This window comes from Pseudomonas sp. Ant30-3 (assembly GCF_000690905.1).
Taxonomy (GTDB): Bacteria; Pseudomonadota; Gammaproteobacteria; order Pseudomonadales; family Pseudomonadaceae; genus Aquipseudomonas.
Window position 1 is genome coordinate 1 of sequence record NZ_JMCL01000105.1, and the last position, 13,507, is coordinate 13,507.

Sequence of the window (13,507 nt, forward strand, 5' to 3'; positions counted from 1 at the left end):
GGGCCGTCAGGGCAAAGGCATTCAGGAAGCAAAGTTTGTCGGCGTACCGGGCTCGCCGGGTGCGGCGGTCGGTACTGCGGTGGTCATGTTGCCGCCGGCCGATCTGGACGTGGTACCGGACAAGACCATCACCGACATCACCGCCGAGCTGGGGCTGTTCAAGACTGCCATCGAAGGCGTGCGCGCCGACATGCGCGCGTTGTCCGCCAAACTCGCGAATCAGCTGCGTCCGGAAGAACGTGCGTTGTTCGACGTCTACCTGATGATGCTCGACGATGCCTCGCTCGGCAGCGAAATCACCACCGTGATCAAGACCGGCCAGTGGGCTCAGGGCGCATTGCGTCAGGTGGTCACCGAACACGTCAACCGTTTCGAATTGATGGACGACGCCTACCTGCGTGAGCGTGCCTCCGACGTCAAGGACCTCGGCCGACGCCTGCTGGCCTATCTGCAGGAAGAGCGTCAGCAGACCCTGGTCTACCCCGACAACACCATTCTGATCAGCGAAGAACTGACGCCGGCGATGCTCGGCGAGGTGCCGGAAGGCAAGCTGGTCGGTCTGGTCTCGGTCCTCGGCTCCGGCAACTCGCACGTGGCGATCCTGGCGCGGGCCATGGGCATCCCGACAGTGATGGGCCTGGTCGATCTGCCGTATTCCAAGGTCGACGGCATCCAGATGATCGTCGACGGCTACCACGGCGAGGTCTATACCAACCCCAGCGACGTGCTGCGCAAGCAGTTCGCCGAAGTGGTCGAGGAAGAAAAACAACTCTCCCTCGGGCTGGATGCGCTGCGCGATCTGCCCTGCGTAACGCTTGATGGCCATCGCATGCCGCTGTGGGTCAACACCGGCCTGCTGGCGGACGTGGCGCGGGCGCAGAAGCGCGGCGCAGAAGGCGTGGGTCTGTACCGCACCGAAGTGCCGTTTATGATCAACCAGCGCTTCCCGAGCGAGAAAGAGCAACTGGCGATCTATCGCGAGCAGCTCTCCGCGTTCCATCCGCAACCAGTGACCATGCGCAGCCTGGACATCGGCGGCGACAAGTCGCTGTCGTACTTCCCGATCAAGGAAGACAACCCGTTCCTCGGCTGGCGCGGCATTCGCGTGACACTCGACCACCCGGAAATCTTCCTGGTGCAGACCCGCGCGATGCTCAAGGCCAGTGAAGGCCTGAACAACCTGCGCATTCTGCTGCCGATGATCTCCGGCACTCACGAGCTCGAAGAAGCGCTGCACCTGATCCACCGGGCATGGGGCGAGGTGCGCGACGAAGGCACCGACGTGCCGATGCCGCCGATTGGCGTGATGATCGAGATCCCGGCGGCGGTGTATCAGACCAAGGAACTGGCACGTCAGGTGGACTTCCTGTCGGTCGGCTCCAACGACCTGACCCAATACCTGCTGGCCGTTGACCGCAACAACCCAAGGGTTGCCGATCTGTACGATTACCTGCACCCTGCGGTGCTTCAAGCCTTGCAGAACGTGGTGCGCGACGCCCACGCCGAAGGCAAGCCGGTGAGTATCTGCGGTGAAATGGCCGGTGATCCGGCGGCCGCAGTGTTGTTGATGGCGATGGGTTTTGACAGCCTGTCGATGAACGCCACCAACCTGCCGAAAGTGAAGTGGATGCTGCGCCAGATCAATCTGAGCAAGGCCAAGGAATTGTTGGCTGAGCTGATGACCATCGACAACCCGCAAGTTATCCACAGCTCGCTGCAATTGGCCCTGAAGAATCTGGGCTTGGCGCGAATGATTAATCCGGCGTCGGCCAAGACTCTCTAAAATACTGATGGCCTCATCGCGAGCAGGCTCGCTCCCACAGGTGGGCTGAGTCGATCACAAAACCCTGTGGGAGCGAGCCTGCTCGCGATGAGGCCAGTCCGGACAACAACAACGGTCAAACCCTGATTTCGACTTCGCCAAGATGCCCTCCATACGGCCCAAAACTCCTCTCGACCATATGTAGCGTCCCATCCGCCTGAACAATCAGCGCCGTACTCGCCCGGGTTCCATAAGTCGGGCTGGCAATAAACACACTCGATAACAGTGCTTCGGTCGCCAATCCCACCCCGGTGTCCGGCAATTCGGTAAACGGCGCAGGCTGCGGATCGTTCAGCAACGCCAGTAACGCCTCCGGCTGCGGATCGTCCAGCAGCGCTTCCAGCCCTGCGCGCGCCCTCAGCAACTTCGGCCAGGGCGTGTCCAGCCCGGCGTTCGACAACCCGTAAACACCCGGCGGCACCATCACCGCCTCGGTTTCGTGGGCATTGAAATGCCACAGCTCATGAGCATTGCCGATCAACAGGTTAAACCCGGCATATTCCAGCGAACGTCCGACAACGTCGCTCAAATAATCATCAATCGGCATCTCACCAGTCAGAAATCGCGCCACCAGTTCGCCGCGCGATTTTCGTGCGGGCGGTTGATGGGGATCGCGAATGTTGGTCAGCGCGGCGAAGCGTCCGTTGGCGCCGACACCCAGCCAGGTACCACCGGCTTCGAGGTCGCGTCCGGCGTAAACCTGTGGCGCTTCCGGCCATTGCGCCAGCGGCAGACTGGGCCGGGCATAAAATTCGTCGCGGTTGGCCGCAACGATCAGCGGTTGCGCATGACCCGGTCGCCAGGCGAAAACAATCAGGCACATAAGGCGGTCCTTGTGTGTTTTTTGCTCACTCTACCCAGTCGACGCTGATCGATCCATCGCCATCCGCAGTGGGCCTCGGGTCACGCATCCGTTAACATGCGAGCCTATTTTGCGAAGCGGACCAGGACGGCCATGGAATTTCTGCTGTATCTGGCGCTCGGCGCCTGCGCGGGCGTGCTGGCTGGGCTGTTCGGCGTGGGCGGGGGGATCATTATTGTCCCGGTGCTGGTATTCAGTTTTACCTTGCAGGGCTTCGATTCCTCGATCCTGACGCACCTGGCGGTTGGCACATCCCTGGCGACGATCATCTTCACCTCGGTCAATGCCGTACTCGAGCACCACCGCCGCGGCGCCGTGCGTTGGCCGATCTTTGCCTGGATGACCGTCGGCATTCTGATAGGTGCCGGTTTTGGTGCGCTGACCGCTGAAGCGATTTCCGGCCCCAACCTGCAGAAAATCATCGGTGTGTTTGCGCTGATCATTGCGGTTCAGCTCGCGCTGGACTTCAAGCCCAAGGCCAGCCGGACAGTGCCCGGTAAAGTCGGGCTGACCGTGGCCGGAACGGTGATTGGCTGGGCGTCGGCAATTTTCGGCATCGGCGGCGGCTCGTTGACTGTTCCGTTTTTGACGTGGCGCAGCGTACCGATGCAGCAAGCGGTGGCGACGTCTTCGGCCTGCGGTTTGCCGATTGCGCTGGCCGGTGCATCAAGTTTCATGATTCTGGGGTGGCACGATCCGCTGTTGCCGGCCCATAGTCTTGGTTTCATTTATCTGCCGGCACTGATGGGGATCGCCCTGACCAGCATGATTTTCGCCCGCTTTGGAGCACGACTGGCCCATCGTCTGTCGCCGCGCCTGCTGAAAAGATTGTTCGCCGCTTTGTTGTTCTGCGTCGGCCTGAGCTTTGTGCTCTGACGCGCAGCGCAATACTGGCTTAATCCTGGCGTGAAATCGTCGCCCGGGCATTTTTTTGGTTTCAACTCTAACGAGGAGTCGCAATGCTGCCTTACCCGCAGATCGACCCGGTGGCCCTGGCCATCGGTCCGCTGAAAATCCACTGGTACGGGTTGATGTACCTTATCGGCATCGGCGGTGCGTGGCTGCTGGCGTCGCGCCGGCTCAATCGTTTCGACCCGACCTGGAGCAAAGAAAAGCTCTCCGACATGGTGTTCTGGATGTCGATGGGCGTGATTGTCGGCGGTCGTCTGGGTTATGTGCTGTTTTACGACCTGAGTGCATACCTGGCCAACCCGACGCTGATTTTTGAAGTGTGGAAGGGCGGCATGTCGTTCCACGGCGGGTTCATCGGCGTGATGCTAGCGGCATTGTGGTTCGGCAAGAAGAACGGCAAGTCGTTTTTCCAGCTGATGGACTTCGTTGCACCGATGGTGCCGATCGGCCTGGGCGCCGGGCGCATCGGCAATTTCATCAACGCCGAGTTGTGGGGCAAAGCCACTGACGTGCCTTGGGCGATGGTGTTTCCGACCGATCCGGCGCAACTGGCGCGTCACCCGTCGCAGCTCTATCAATTCGCGCTGGAAGGTGTGGCGCTGTTTGCGATCCTGTGGATATTTTCGCGCAAGCCGCGGCCCACCATGGCGGTCTCCGGCATGTTCGCGCTGTTTTACGGGATCTTCCGTTTCATCGTCGAGTTCGTCCGCGTGCCCGACGCGCAGCTCGGTTATCTGGCGTGGAACTGGCTGACCATGGGTCAGGTGCTCTGCGTACCGATGATCCTCGGCGGGCTCTTCCTGATCTGGCTGGCCTATCACCGCGCACCGGCAGCGCCAGCAGCGGCCGTATAAATTGGAGCCCGGGGCGACGGCCCCGGGTTCAAGGACACAGGTAATTCATGAAGCAATATCTCGAACTGGTCGCCCACGTCATCAAGAACGGCACCAAACAGGCCAATCGCACCGGCATCAACACCATCAGTTTTCCAGGTGCGATGCTGCGCTACGACCTGAAGGAAGGTTTCCCGGCGATCACCACGCGCAAGATGGCCTTCAAATCGGCCATCGGCGAGATGTGCGGTTTTCTGCGCGGGGTCAACAACGCTGCCGAGTTTCGTGCGCTGGGCTGCAAGGTCTGGGACCAGAACGCCAACGAAAACGCGCAGTGGCTGGCCAACCCGTTCCGTCAGGGCGAGGATGATCTCGGCGAAATCTACGGTGTGCAGTGGCGCAAATGGCCAGCGTACAAGCAGATCCCGATCAGCAACAATGCCGCCATCGAGCAGACCCTGAGCCAGGGCTATCGGCAGATCGCCGAAGGCGAGGAGAACGGCCAGGCCTATGTGGTGCTGTACAAAGCGATCGATCAGATTCGCCAGTGCATCGACACGATCATCAAGGACCCGGGCAGCCGCCGTATTCTGTTCCACGGCTGGAACGTGGCGCAGCTCGATGAAATGGCCTTGCCGCCGTGTCATCTGCTGTATCAGTTCCACCCGAATGTCGAGACCAAAGAGATCTCGCTGACGCTCTACATCCGCTCCAATGATCTGGGCCTGGGCACGCCGTTCAACCTGACTGAAGGCGCCGCGCTGCTGAGCCTGATCGGGCGCCTGACCGGCTACACGCCGCGCTGGTTCACCTATTTCATTGGTGATGCGCACGTTTACGAGAACCATCTGGACATGCTCAACGAGCAACTTAAGCGCGAGCCGTTCCCGATGCCGAAGCTGGTAATCAGCGATCGCGTGCCGGAGTTCGCCAAGACCGGTGTGTATCAGCCCGAGTGGCTGGAACAGATCGAGCCGGGTGATTTCTCGCTGGAAGGGTATGAGCACCACCCGCCGATGACCGCGCCGATGGCGGTCTAAGCTCCAACGCAGCACCCCTGTGGGAGCGGGCTTGCTCGCGAATGCGGTATGCCAGTCGACATCAGTGTTGCCTGACACGACGCCTTCGCGGGCAAGCCCGCTCCCACATTTGGTTTTGTGGTGTTCTCAGTGCCCGTGACGGCGGCCCACATGCGAATGCTCCACCTCCGGCGCCACGACCCCGCCACTCACTTCCAGCCGCTGCAGAATCCCGCACTGATCGACCTCCGGCCCTTCACCACAGCGTTGGCGCAGGTCCAGCAGTTGTGCCTGCAACGCCATCAATCCATCAATTCGCGCTTTGACGTGATGGATATGTTCATCAACCAGCGCATTTACGCTTTCGCATTGATCCTGCGGACTGTCGCGCAACGCCAGCAAACTGCGGATCTCCTCCAGCGTCATGTCCAGCGTTCGACAATTGCGGATGAACGTCAGGCGTTCGGCGTGGGCCTGGGTGTAAACACGGTAGTTGCCATCGCTGCGCGCCGGCTCCGGCAGCAGGTGTTCGCGCTCGTAATAGCGGATGGTCTCCACGGCGCAGTCGGTAAGTTTCGCCAGTTCTCCGATCTTCATGAGGTTCATTTCCGAATAGGTGCTTGACCCTATAGTGGCTACAGGGTCTTTACTTGGCAACAGGCACCTTTATGGACGAAACCAATGAGCGATTCCCGGCACACGCACAAACATGAGGCCGCAGATACTTGCTGCAGCGTACCCGAACCCGCGCCCAAGCATGCGCATGGCGGTGCCTGCTGCTCGTCGAACGCTGCAGCGCCTGCGCTGGTCCAGTTGACTGAAGCGCCCAGCGCCGACGCGCGGCTGAGCAGTTTTCGCATTGACGCAATGGATTGCCCGACCGAACAGACGCTGATCCAGAACAAACTCGGCAAGCTCGCCGGCGTGCAGCAACTGGAATTCAACCTGATCAACCGCGTGTTGGGGGTCACTCACGACCTGCCGGGCACGGCGCCCATCATCGACGCGATCAAGTCCCTCGGCATGCACGCCGAGCCGTTGGAACCGGGCGTCGACGCGCCGGCCCCGGCACCCGATAAAAAATCCTGGTGGCCCTTGGCGCTGTCCGGCGTGAGCGCGCTGGTCGCCGAAGTTATCCACTTCACCGACGCCGCGCTGAACTGGGTGGTGGCGGTGATTGCGCTGGTCTCGATCCTCAGCGGCGGCCTCGGCACTTACAAAAAGGGCTGGATCGCCCTGAAGAACCTCAATCTCAACATTAACGCGCTGATGAGCATCGCGGTGACTGGCGCGATCCTGATCGGGCAGTGGCCGGAAGCAGCGATGGTGATGTTCCTGTTCACCGTCGCCGAACTGATCGAGGCGAAGTCGCTTGACCGTGCACGCAACGCCATCAGCGGTTTGATGCAGATGACCCCGGAGCAGGCCACCGTGTTGCAGGCCGACGGCAGCTGGAATTTACAGGACGTCAAAACCGTCGACCTCGGGGCGCGGGTTCGTGTTCGGCCTGGCGAGCGAATCGGTCTGGACGGTGAAGTGGTGTCGGGTAACTCGACGATCGATCAGGCGCCGATAACCGGCGAAAGCCTGCCGGTCGAGAAGACCCTCGGCGACAAGGTGTTCGCCGGCACGATCAACCAGGCGGGATCGCTGGAGTACTCGGTGACCGCTGCGGCCAATCATTCGACCCTGGCGCGGATTATTCATGCCGTCGAACAGGCCCAGGGTGCGCGGGCGCCGACCCAGCGTTTCGTCGACCAGTTTTCAAAAATCTACACGCCTGCAGTGTTCGTCATGGCCTTGGGCGTGGCGGTGATTCCGCCGCTGTTCATGGGCGCAGTCTGGTTTGACTGGATCTACCGGGCGCTGGTGTTGCTGGTGGTCGCGTGCCCATGCGCTCTGGTGATTTCCACCCCGGTGACCATCGTCAGCGGCCTCGCGGCGGCGGCGCGCAAAGGCATTCTGGTCAAGGGCGGCGTCTATCTGGAGGGCGGTTACAAGCTCGATTATCTGGCCTTGGACAAAACCGGCACGATCACCCACGGCAAACCGATCCAGACCGATTATCTGTCGCTGGATCTGACTGCCGATCAAACGGCGCCGGCAATCGCTGCGGCGCTGGCTGGCCGTTCGGATCACCCGGTGTCGTTGGCGATTGCGAATGCGGCGCAGGACAAAAATCTCGCCGCGCTGGCTGTGGATAACTTCGAGGCGTTAGGCGGGCGTGGTGTACGCGGCGACATCAACGGCCAGACCTATCACCTGGGCAATCACCGCCTGGTCGAAGACCTCGGCCTGTGTTCGCCTGAGCTGGAAGAAAAGCTGTTCGCCCTGGAAAAACAGGGCAAATCCGTAGTGTTACTGCTCGACTCGTCCGGCCCCTTAGCGCTGTTTGCTGTGGCGGACACGGTGAAAGAGTCCAGCCGTGAAGCGATCCGGCAACTGCACGAACTGGGCATCAAAACCCTGATGCTCACCGGCGACAATGCCCACACGGCGCAGGCCATCGCCGCACAGGTAGGGATTGATCAGGCGCAGGGCGATCTGTTGCCGACGGACAAGCTGCAAGCCATCGAGGCACTTTATGCACGGGGCCATCGGGTCGGCATGGTCGGCGACGGTATCAACGATGCGCCGGCGCTGGCGCGTTCCGAAATCGGCTTCGCAATGGCCGCCGCCGGGACCGATACCGCGATAGAAACCGCCGATGTCGCCCTGATGGACGACGATCTGCGCAAAATTCCGACATTCATCAAGCTATCGCGTCAGACCTCGCGAGTCCTCAAACAGAACATCGCCCTGGCATTGGTCATCAAAGCGATCTTTCTTGGGGTAACCTTTGCCGGGTTCGCTACGATGTGGATGGCGGTGTTTGCCGACATGGGCGTCGCCCTGCTGGTGGTGTTCAACGGTTTGCGCCTGTTGCGTAAATGAGCAATGAGGGAAAGCAGTGCTGAGTGCCGAGCTGAAGGCGTTTTATATGGTGGCCCGCCTGGGCAGCATCACCCTGGCGGCGAAGAAGCTTGGCCTCAGTCAGCCGACGGTGACCACGCAGATTCGCCAGCTGGAAAGCCAGTATTCGGTGGAGTTGTTCTATCGCGGTGGCCGTCGCCTTAGCGTCAGTGATGAGGGCGCGCGCCTCCTGCCGATGGTCAAGGCGCTGTTGCAGCAGGAAGCAGACATCGAGTTTTTCCTGCGCAACAGCGGCCAGGTTCAGGGCACATTGCGCATCGCCGCCACGGCGCCGTACTACATTCTCGATCTGGTGAAGGCTTTTCGCGAGCGTCTGCCGCAGGTGGAAGTGTCGGTGGAGATCGGCAATTCCCAGCAAGTGATCGAGGCGCTGGAGGATTATCGGGTCGACGTTGCCGCTTCTTCGCAGATGCTCGACGATGCGCGGCTGATCCGCCGGGTGCTCGGCAGCGATCCGCTGGTGCTGGCGGTGCATCGTAATCACCCGCTGGCGGTGCACGACCATGTGCCGCTGAGCGCACTGGCCGGGCATACCTTGTTGATGCGCGAGTCGGGTTCAACCACTCGGCGTCTGACCGAAGAGTTGCTGGCCGGCGCCGGGGTCAGCTTCGGCCCGTTGCTGGAGATCGGCAGCCGCGAGTCGATTCGCGAAGCGGTGCTGCGCAACATCGGCATCAGCCTGATCGCTCGTCAGGAAGTCCCGCACGACCCGCAATTGCGCGTGCTGACGCTGGAGAATGCGCCGCAGATTCCGGAGTATTTGTATTGCCTCAAGGAACGCAAAGGCGCGCGATTGCCGGCTGCGTTTCTGGGGTTGGCGCAGGAGATGTCGCCTGTTTGAGATCTGTATTGCTGCTGGACCTATCGCGAGCAGGCTCACTCCTACAGTTTGACCACATTCCCCTGTAGGAGTGAGCCTGCTCGCGATGACGATAGATCAGGCACCAAAAACCCCAACCCAAATCCCTGAATACCACTATCAGCCATTTTTGCCTCACTGCCACATGACAGACGCATTACATCCCTAGGATGAGCCTCATCTGCTTGATGAGGCCTGTCCATGAACCACTTGATCGCAACTGCCCTGACCAACCCCGGTGCGCCGATGAAAGTGCGGGGCGTGCAGAAACGCTTCGGCGCCTTCACCGCGCTGGACAACGTCTCGCTCGACGTCGCGGCCGGTGAGCTGGTGTGTCTGCTGGGCCCGTCGGGCTGTGGCAAAACCACGCTGCTGCGCTGCATCGCCGGTCTCGAGAAGCAGGACAGCGGCGAACTGTACCTCGGTGATCGCGACGTTTCTCACCTCGCACCGCAGGCGAGGGACTACGGCATTCTGTTCCAGTCCTACGCGCTGTTCCCCAATCTTACCGTCGAAGCGAACATTGCCTACGGCCTCGCCGGCAGTGGCCGCGATGAAGTGCGCAAGCGCGTTGGACAGATGCTGGAACTGGTCGGCCTGATCGGCAGCGAGAAAAAATACCCTGGTCAGTTGTCCGGCGGCCAGCAACAACGTGTCGCCCTGGCCCGCGCTCTGGCGCCGGCGCCCTCGCTGTTGTTGCTCGACGAACCGATGTCGGCCCTCGACGCCCGGGTTCGCGAGCATCTGTGCACCGAGCTGCGTCAACTGCAGCGCAACCTCGGCGTGACCACGCTGATGGTCACGCACAACCAGGACGAAGCCATGCTGATGGCCGACCGTATCGCCGTGATGAACAACGGCAAGGTCGAGCAATACGCCTCGCCGCAAGACATCTACGACCGACCGGCGACCCCATTTGTAGCGGAATTTGTCGGTCAGGGTAACTGGCTGCCCTTCAACCGCAGCAGTGACAGCCACGCGCAAGTCGGCGGCATGAGCATGCGTCTGGCCGACGGCAGTGCGAAAACCGCGTCGGGCCGTTTGTTCTGCCGCCCGGAGGCGATCAACGTCAACCCGCCGGTGCATGAGGAAAACCTGTTCCCGGCGAAAATCCGCGAAATTACCTTCCTCGGCAATCGCTGCCGCATGAGTTTCGAACTCGATCAACTGCCCGGCCACGCCTTGCTCGCCGAGCTGGCGCCGGAATCCATGCCACGCCTCGGCGCGCAGCAGATTATGGTCGCTTTGCCCCCGCGCAGCTTGCAGGTGTTCGCCTGATGAGCGCGAACATCGCGCTGCCGATACCGCACAAGCAGGTTCGGCAGACCTCCCGTGCCGAGATCGGCGACCGGGTGTTCGTGGTCGGCGGCAAAGTCCTCTTGCTGGTGCTGCTCGGCGTAGCGGTGTTGATGCCGTTAATGGCCATTTTCTGGCGCGGCTTCAGTTCGGAAGCCGGGCAGGGCGGTGGCTGGGTCGCCGCACGGGAGCTGGTCACCAGTGCGAATTTTCACTGGCTGGTCGGGAACAGCCTGAAAGTTTCCCTCAGTGTGGCGGCCATCGTCGTACCGCTGGCCTATCTGTTTGCCTACGCCCTGCAGCGCACGTTGATTCCTGGCAAAGGTATCTGGCGCGGCATCTCGCTGCTGCCGTTGATGGCGCCGTCGATGTTGCCAGGGATCGCTCTGGTCTATCTGTTCGGCAATCAGGGCATGCTGCGCGGTTTGCTCTCGGACAACATCTACGGTTTCTGGGGCATTGTGCTCGGCGAGGTCATCTACACCTTCCCACACGCTTTGATGATTCTGCTGTCGGCGCTGTCCCTGGCGGATGCGCGACTGTTCGATGCCGCCTCCAGCATGGGCGCCAGTCCGGCCAAAGCCTTTCGCAGCATTACCTGGCCGGCGACGCGTCAGGCCGTGTTCGCGGCGTTCTGTCTGGTGTTCACCTTGACCATCACCGACTTCGGCGTGCCCGTCGTTGTCGGCGGTGATTATCAAGTACTCGCGCTGGAAGCCTACAAAGCCGTGGTTGGCCAACAGCAATTCGGTCGCGGCGCGCTGATCGGCATGGTTCTGCTGCTGCCGGCGCTGCTGAGTTTTGCGGTGGATGCCTGGCTGCGTCGGCGTCAGGGCGATTCCATGAGCGGTCGGGCGCAGGTCTTTCAACCGGCACCTTCGAGGCTGCGCGATGGTTGCTACCTCACCATCGTCTTGCTGCTCTGCGCGGCGTTGCTGCTGGTGTTCGGCATGGCCGTTTTCTCGTCGCTGGTGAAATTCTGGCCGTACAACCTGTCGCTGTCGCTCAACCACTACCAGTTCAATGACACGGCGGGCGGCGGCTGGCTGGCCTATGGCAACAGCGTGAGGATGGCCATCTGCACGGCATTGATCGGCAGCGTGCTGATCTTCACCGGTGCCTACCTGATGGAAAAAACCAAAGGCCAGCGCGGACTGAACCTGACCCTGCGCATGCTCAGCTTTGTACCGATGGCGGTCCCCGGCCTGGTGCTCGGCCTCGGTTACGTTTTCTTCTTCAACCTTACGGGCAACCCGCTGCATGTGCTCTACGGGACCATGACGCTGCTGGTGGTCTGCACCATCGCTCACTATTTGACCACTGCGCAAATGACCGCGACCACCGCGCTGCGTCAGCTCGATGCCGAGTTCGAAGCTGCCGCGCTGTCGCTCAAGGCGCCGCTGTATCGGCATTACCTGCGCGTCACCGTGCCGATCTGCCTGCCGGCGCTGCTGGACATCGTGCGCTACCTGTTCGTCTCGGGCATGACCACCGTCTCGGCGGCGATTTTCCTCTACAGCCCCGACACCATCCTCGCGGCGGTGGCGGTGCTGAACATGGACGACGCCGGCAACGTCGGCGGCGCGGCGGCGATGTCGACCCTGATTCTGTTCACCTCAGCGGGCGTGTCCCTGCTGCTGGCCTGGGCCTCGCGCGGTTTGTTGCGCCGCTCCCAGGCCTGGCGGCAGACGGCGCCCGGCAACTGATTCGCAGCCTTTAAATCGCTGCCTTTAAATCGAAAGCCCCTCAACTCAAAACAGGAAAAGATCATGTTCAAGCCCCTGGCCCTGGCCGCTGCTGTCCTCTCTGCTTTCAGCCTGAACGCCTTCGCGGCGACCACTGAGTTGACGGTGTACACCGCCCTCGAAGCCGAACAGCTGAAGACGTATAAACAAGCCTTCGAAAAAGCCAACCCGGACGTCGAGATCAAATGGGTGCGCGATTCCACCGGCATCATCACCGCCAAACTGCTCGCTGAAAAAGCCCGTCCGCAGGCCGACGCGGTCTGGGGCCTGGCCGCTTCGAGCCTGGCGATTCTCGATCAGCAAGGCATGCTGCAAACCTACGCGCCAAAAGACCTGGACAAGATCGGCGGCAACTATCGCGACGCCGCTAACCCGCCTGCCTGGGTTGGCATGGACGTCTGGGCCGCGACCATTTGCTTCAACACCGTCGAAGCGGAGAAGCAGGGTTTAAGCAAACCGGTGAGCTGGCAGGACCTGACCAAACCTGAGTACAAAGGCAAGATCGTCATGCCTAACCCGGCGTCGTCCGGCACCGGTTTCCTTGACGTCAGCGCCTGGCTGCAAACCTTCGGCGAGAAGCAGGGCTGGCAGTACATGGACGACCTGCACCAGAACATTGGTCAGTACGTTCACTCCGGTTCCAAGCCGTGCAAACTGGCCGCGGCAGGTGAATTCCCGATCGGCATTTCGTTCGAATACCCGGCTGTTCAGCTGAAACGTCAGGGCGCGCCGCTGGACATCATCCTGCCAAAAGAGGGCCTGGGCTGGGAGATCGAAGCGACTGCCGTGATCAAGGGCACACCGCACGAAGAAGCGGCGAAGAAACTGGCTGATTTCTCTGCCAGCCCGGCGGCGATGGATTTGTACAAAGAGAACTTTGCTGTCCTTGCGCAGCCTGGCATCGCCAAGCCGCAAACCGAATTGCCGGCGGATTATGAGCAGCGCCTGATCAAGAATGACTTTGCCTGGGCCTCGAAGAATCGCGATGCAATCCTGACCGAGTGGCGCAAGCGCTATGACGGCAAGTCCGAGAAGGTGGTTGCCAAGTAAATCTTCATTGACTGACAGGGCCTATTCGCTGGCAGGCCAGCTCCCACAGTTTCAGGGCAGCTACAGAATTTGTGTTTAGCGCCAACCCTGTGGGAGCTGGCCTGCCAGCGATAGCGGTCTTTCATTCAGGACATTA

At 61.1% G+C, this 13,507-nt stretch carries 11 protein-coding genes; 9 read left to right on the forward strand and 2 right to left on the reverse strand.

The annotated features are described in order from the left end of the window. The coding region (gene ptsP, locus DU29_RS0123420) for a phosphoenolpyruvate--protein phosphotransferase (RefSeq protein ID WP_028623899.1) at nucleotides 1-1,783 on the forward strand (1,783 nt) is incomplete at its 5' end. A gap of 115 nt (nucleotides 1,784-1,898) precedes the next feature. Here the strand turns inward: ptsP and DU29_RS0123425 are convergent. After that, the gene (locus tag DU29_RS0123425) at nucleotides 1,899-2,645 is read right to left on the reverse strand and encodes an NRDE family protein (RefSeq protein WP_028623900.1); all 747 of its coding nucleotides are present in this window, start codon (nucleotides 2,643-2,645) and stop codon (nucleotides 1,899-1,901) included. Between the two features lie 132 nt (nucleotides 2,646-2,777). On the opposite strand from DU29_RS0123425, the gene DU29_RS0123430 reads away from it, so the two are divergent. The 3 genes from DU29_RS0123430 to DU29_RS0123440 all read left to right on the forward strand — a co-directional run bounded on the left by DU29_RS0123430 (nucleotide 2,778) and on the right by DU29_RS0123440 (nucleotide 5,469). Next, nucleotides 2,778-3,560 (forward strand): sulfite exporter TauE/SafE family protein, encoded by a 783-nt coding sequence (locus DU29_RS0123430; protein ID WP_028623901.1) that lies wholly within the window; start codon nucleotides 2,778-2,780, stop codon nucleotides 3,558-3,560. A gap of 83 nt (nucleotides 3,561-3,643) precedes the next feature. Beyond that, the gene (lgt, locus tag DU29_RS0123435; protein ID WP_028623902.1) at nucleotides 3,644-4,450 is read left to right on the forward strand and encodes a prolipoprotein diacylglyceryl transferase; all 807 of its coding nucleotides are present in this window, start codon (nucleotides 3,644-3,646) and stop codon (nucleotides 4,448-4,450) included. Nucleotides 4,451-4,497: 47 nt separating this feature from the next. Next, nucleotides 4,498-5,469: a thymidylate synthase gene (locus tag DU29_RS0123440; RefSeq protein WP_028623903.1), complete on the forward strand. Its 972-nt coding sequence runs from the start codon at nucleotides 4,498-4,500 to the stop codon at nucleotides 5,467-5,469. Nucleotides 5,470-5,595: 126 nt separating this feature from the next. Here DU29_RS0123440 and cadR read toward each other — a convergent pair whose 3' ends face one another. Further along, nucleotides 5,596-6,045 carry a Cd(II)/Pb(II)-responsive transcriptional regulator gene (gene cadR / locus DU29_RS0123445; RefSeq protein WP_028623904.1) on the reverse strand — a complete coding sequence of 150 codons (450 nt, stop codon included), beginning with the start codon at nucleotides 6,043-6,045 and terminating at the stop codon, nucleotides 5,596-5,598. An 84-nt stretch (nucleotides 6,046-6,129) separates the two neighbouring features. On the opposite strand from cadR, the gene DU29_RS0123450 reads away from it, so the two are divergent. From DU29_RS0123450 to DU29_RS0123470, 5 genes are all read left to right on the forward strand, one after another. Beyond that, nucleotides 6,130-8,382 carry a heavy metal translocating P-type ATPase gene (locus DU29_RS0123450; protein WP_028623905.1) on the forward strand — a complete coding sequence of 751 codons (2,253 nt, stop codon included), beginning with the start codon at nucleotides 6,130-6,132 and terminating at the stop codon, nucleotides 8,380-8,382. Nucleotides 8,383-8,398: 16 nt separating this feature from the next. Beyond that, a complete protein-coding gene (locus DU29_RS0123455) occupies nucleotides 8,399-9,262 on the forward strand; it encodes a LysR family transcriptional regulator (RefSeq protein WP_028623906.1) in 864 nt (287 codons plus the stop codon). 219 nt (nucleotides 9,263-9,481) lie between these two features. After that, entirely contained in the window at nucleotides 9,482-10,558 is a 1,077-nt protein-coding gene (locus DU29_RS0123460) for a putative 2-aminoethylphosphonate ABC transporter ATP-binding protein (protein ID WP_028623907.1), read from the forward strand. Next, on the forward strand, nucleotides 10,558-12,282 hold the full coding sequence (locus DU29_RS0123465) for a putative 2-aminoethylphosphonate ABC transporter permease subunit (protein WP_028623908.1): 1,725 nt from the start codon (nucleotides 10,558-10,560) through the stop codon (nucleotides 12,280-12,282). Before DU29_RS0123460 ends, DU29_RS0123465 begins: the two co-directional genes overlap by 1 nt. A 63-nt stretch (nucleotides 12,283-12,345) precedes the next feature. Then, a complete protein-coding gene (locus tag DU29_RS0123470; RefSeq protein WP_028623909.1) occupies nucleotides 12,346-13,371 on the forward strand; it encodes a putative 2-aminoethylphosphonate ABC transporter substrate-binding protein in 1,026 nt (341 codons plus the stop codon). The last annotated feature ends 136 nt before the right edge of the window (nucleotides 13,372-13,507 follow it).

Excerpts from the sequence above, each read along its gene's own strand:
- DU29_RS0123425 (WP_028623900.1), bottom strand. The coding sequence starts at position 2,645 with ATGTGCCTGATTGTTTTCGCCTGGCGACCGGGTCATGCGCAACCGCTG.
- DU29_RS0123460 (WP_028623907.1), top strand. The coding sequence starts at position 9,482 with ATGAACCACTTGATCGCAACTGCCCTGACCAACCCCGGTGCGCCGATG.
- DU29_RS0123465 (WP_028623908.1), top strand. The coding sequence starts at position 10,558 with ATGAGCGCGAACATCGCGCTGCCGATACCGCACAAGCAGGTTCGGCAG.
- DU29_RS0123450 (WP_028623905.1), top strand. The coding sequence starts at position 6,130 with ATGAGCGATTCCCGGCACACGCACAAACATGAGGCCGCAGATACTTGC.
- lgt (WP_028623902.1), top strand. The coding sequence starts at position 3,644 with ATGCTGCCTTACCCGCAGATCGACCCGGTGGCCCTGGCCATCGGTCCG.
- cadR (WP_028623904.1), bottom strand. The coding sequence starts at position 6,045 with ATGAAGATCGGAGAACTGGCGAAACTTACCGACTGCGCCGTGGAGACC.
- DU29_RS0123430 (WP_028623901.1), top strand. The coding sequence starts at position 2,778 with ATGGAATTTCTGCTGTATCTGGCGCTCGGCGCCTGCGCGGGCGTGCTG.
- DU29_RS0123440 (WP_028623903.1), top strand. The coding sequence starts at position 4,498 with ATGAAGCAATATCTCGAACTGGTCGCCCACGTCATCAAGAACGGCACC.
- DU29_RS0123470 (WP_028623909.1), top strand. The coding sequence starts at position 12,346 with ATGTTCAAGCCCCTGGCCCTGGCCGCTGCTGTCCTCTCTGCTTTCAGC.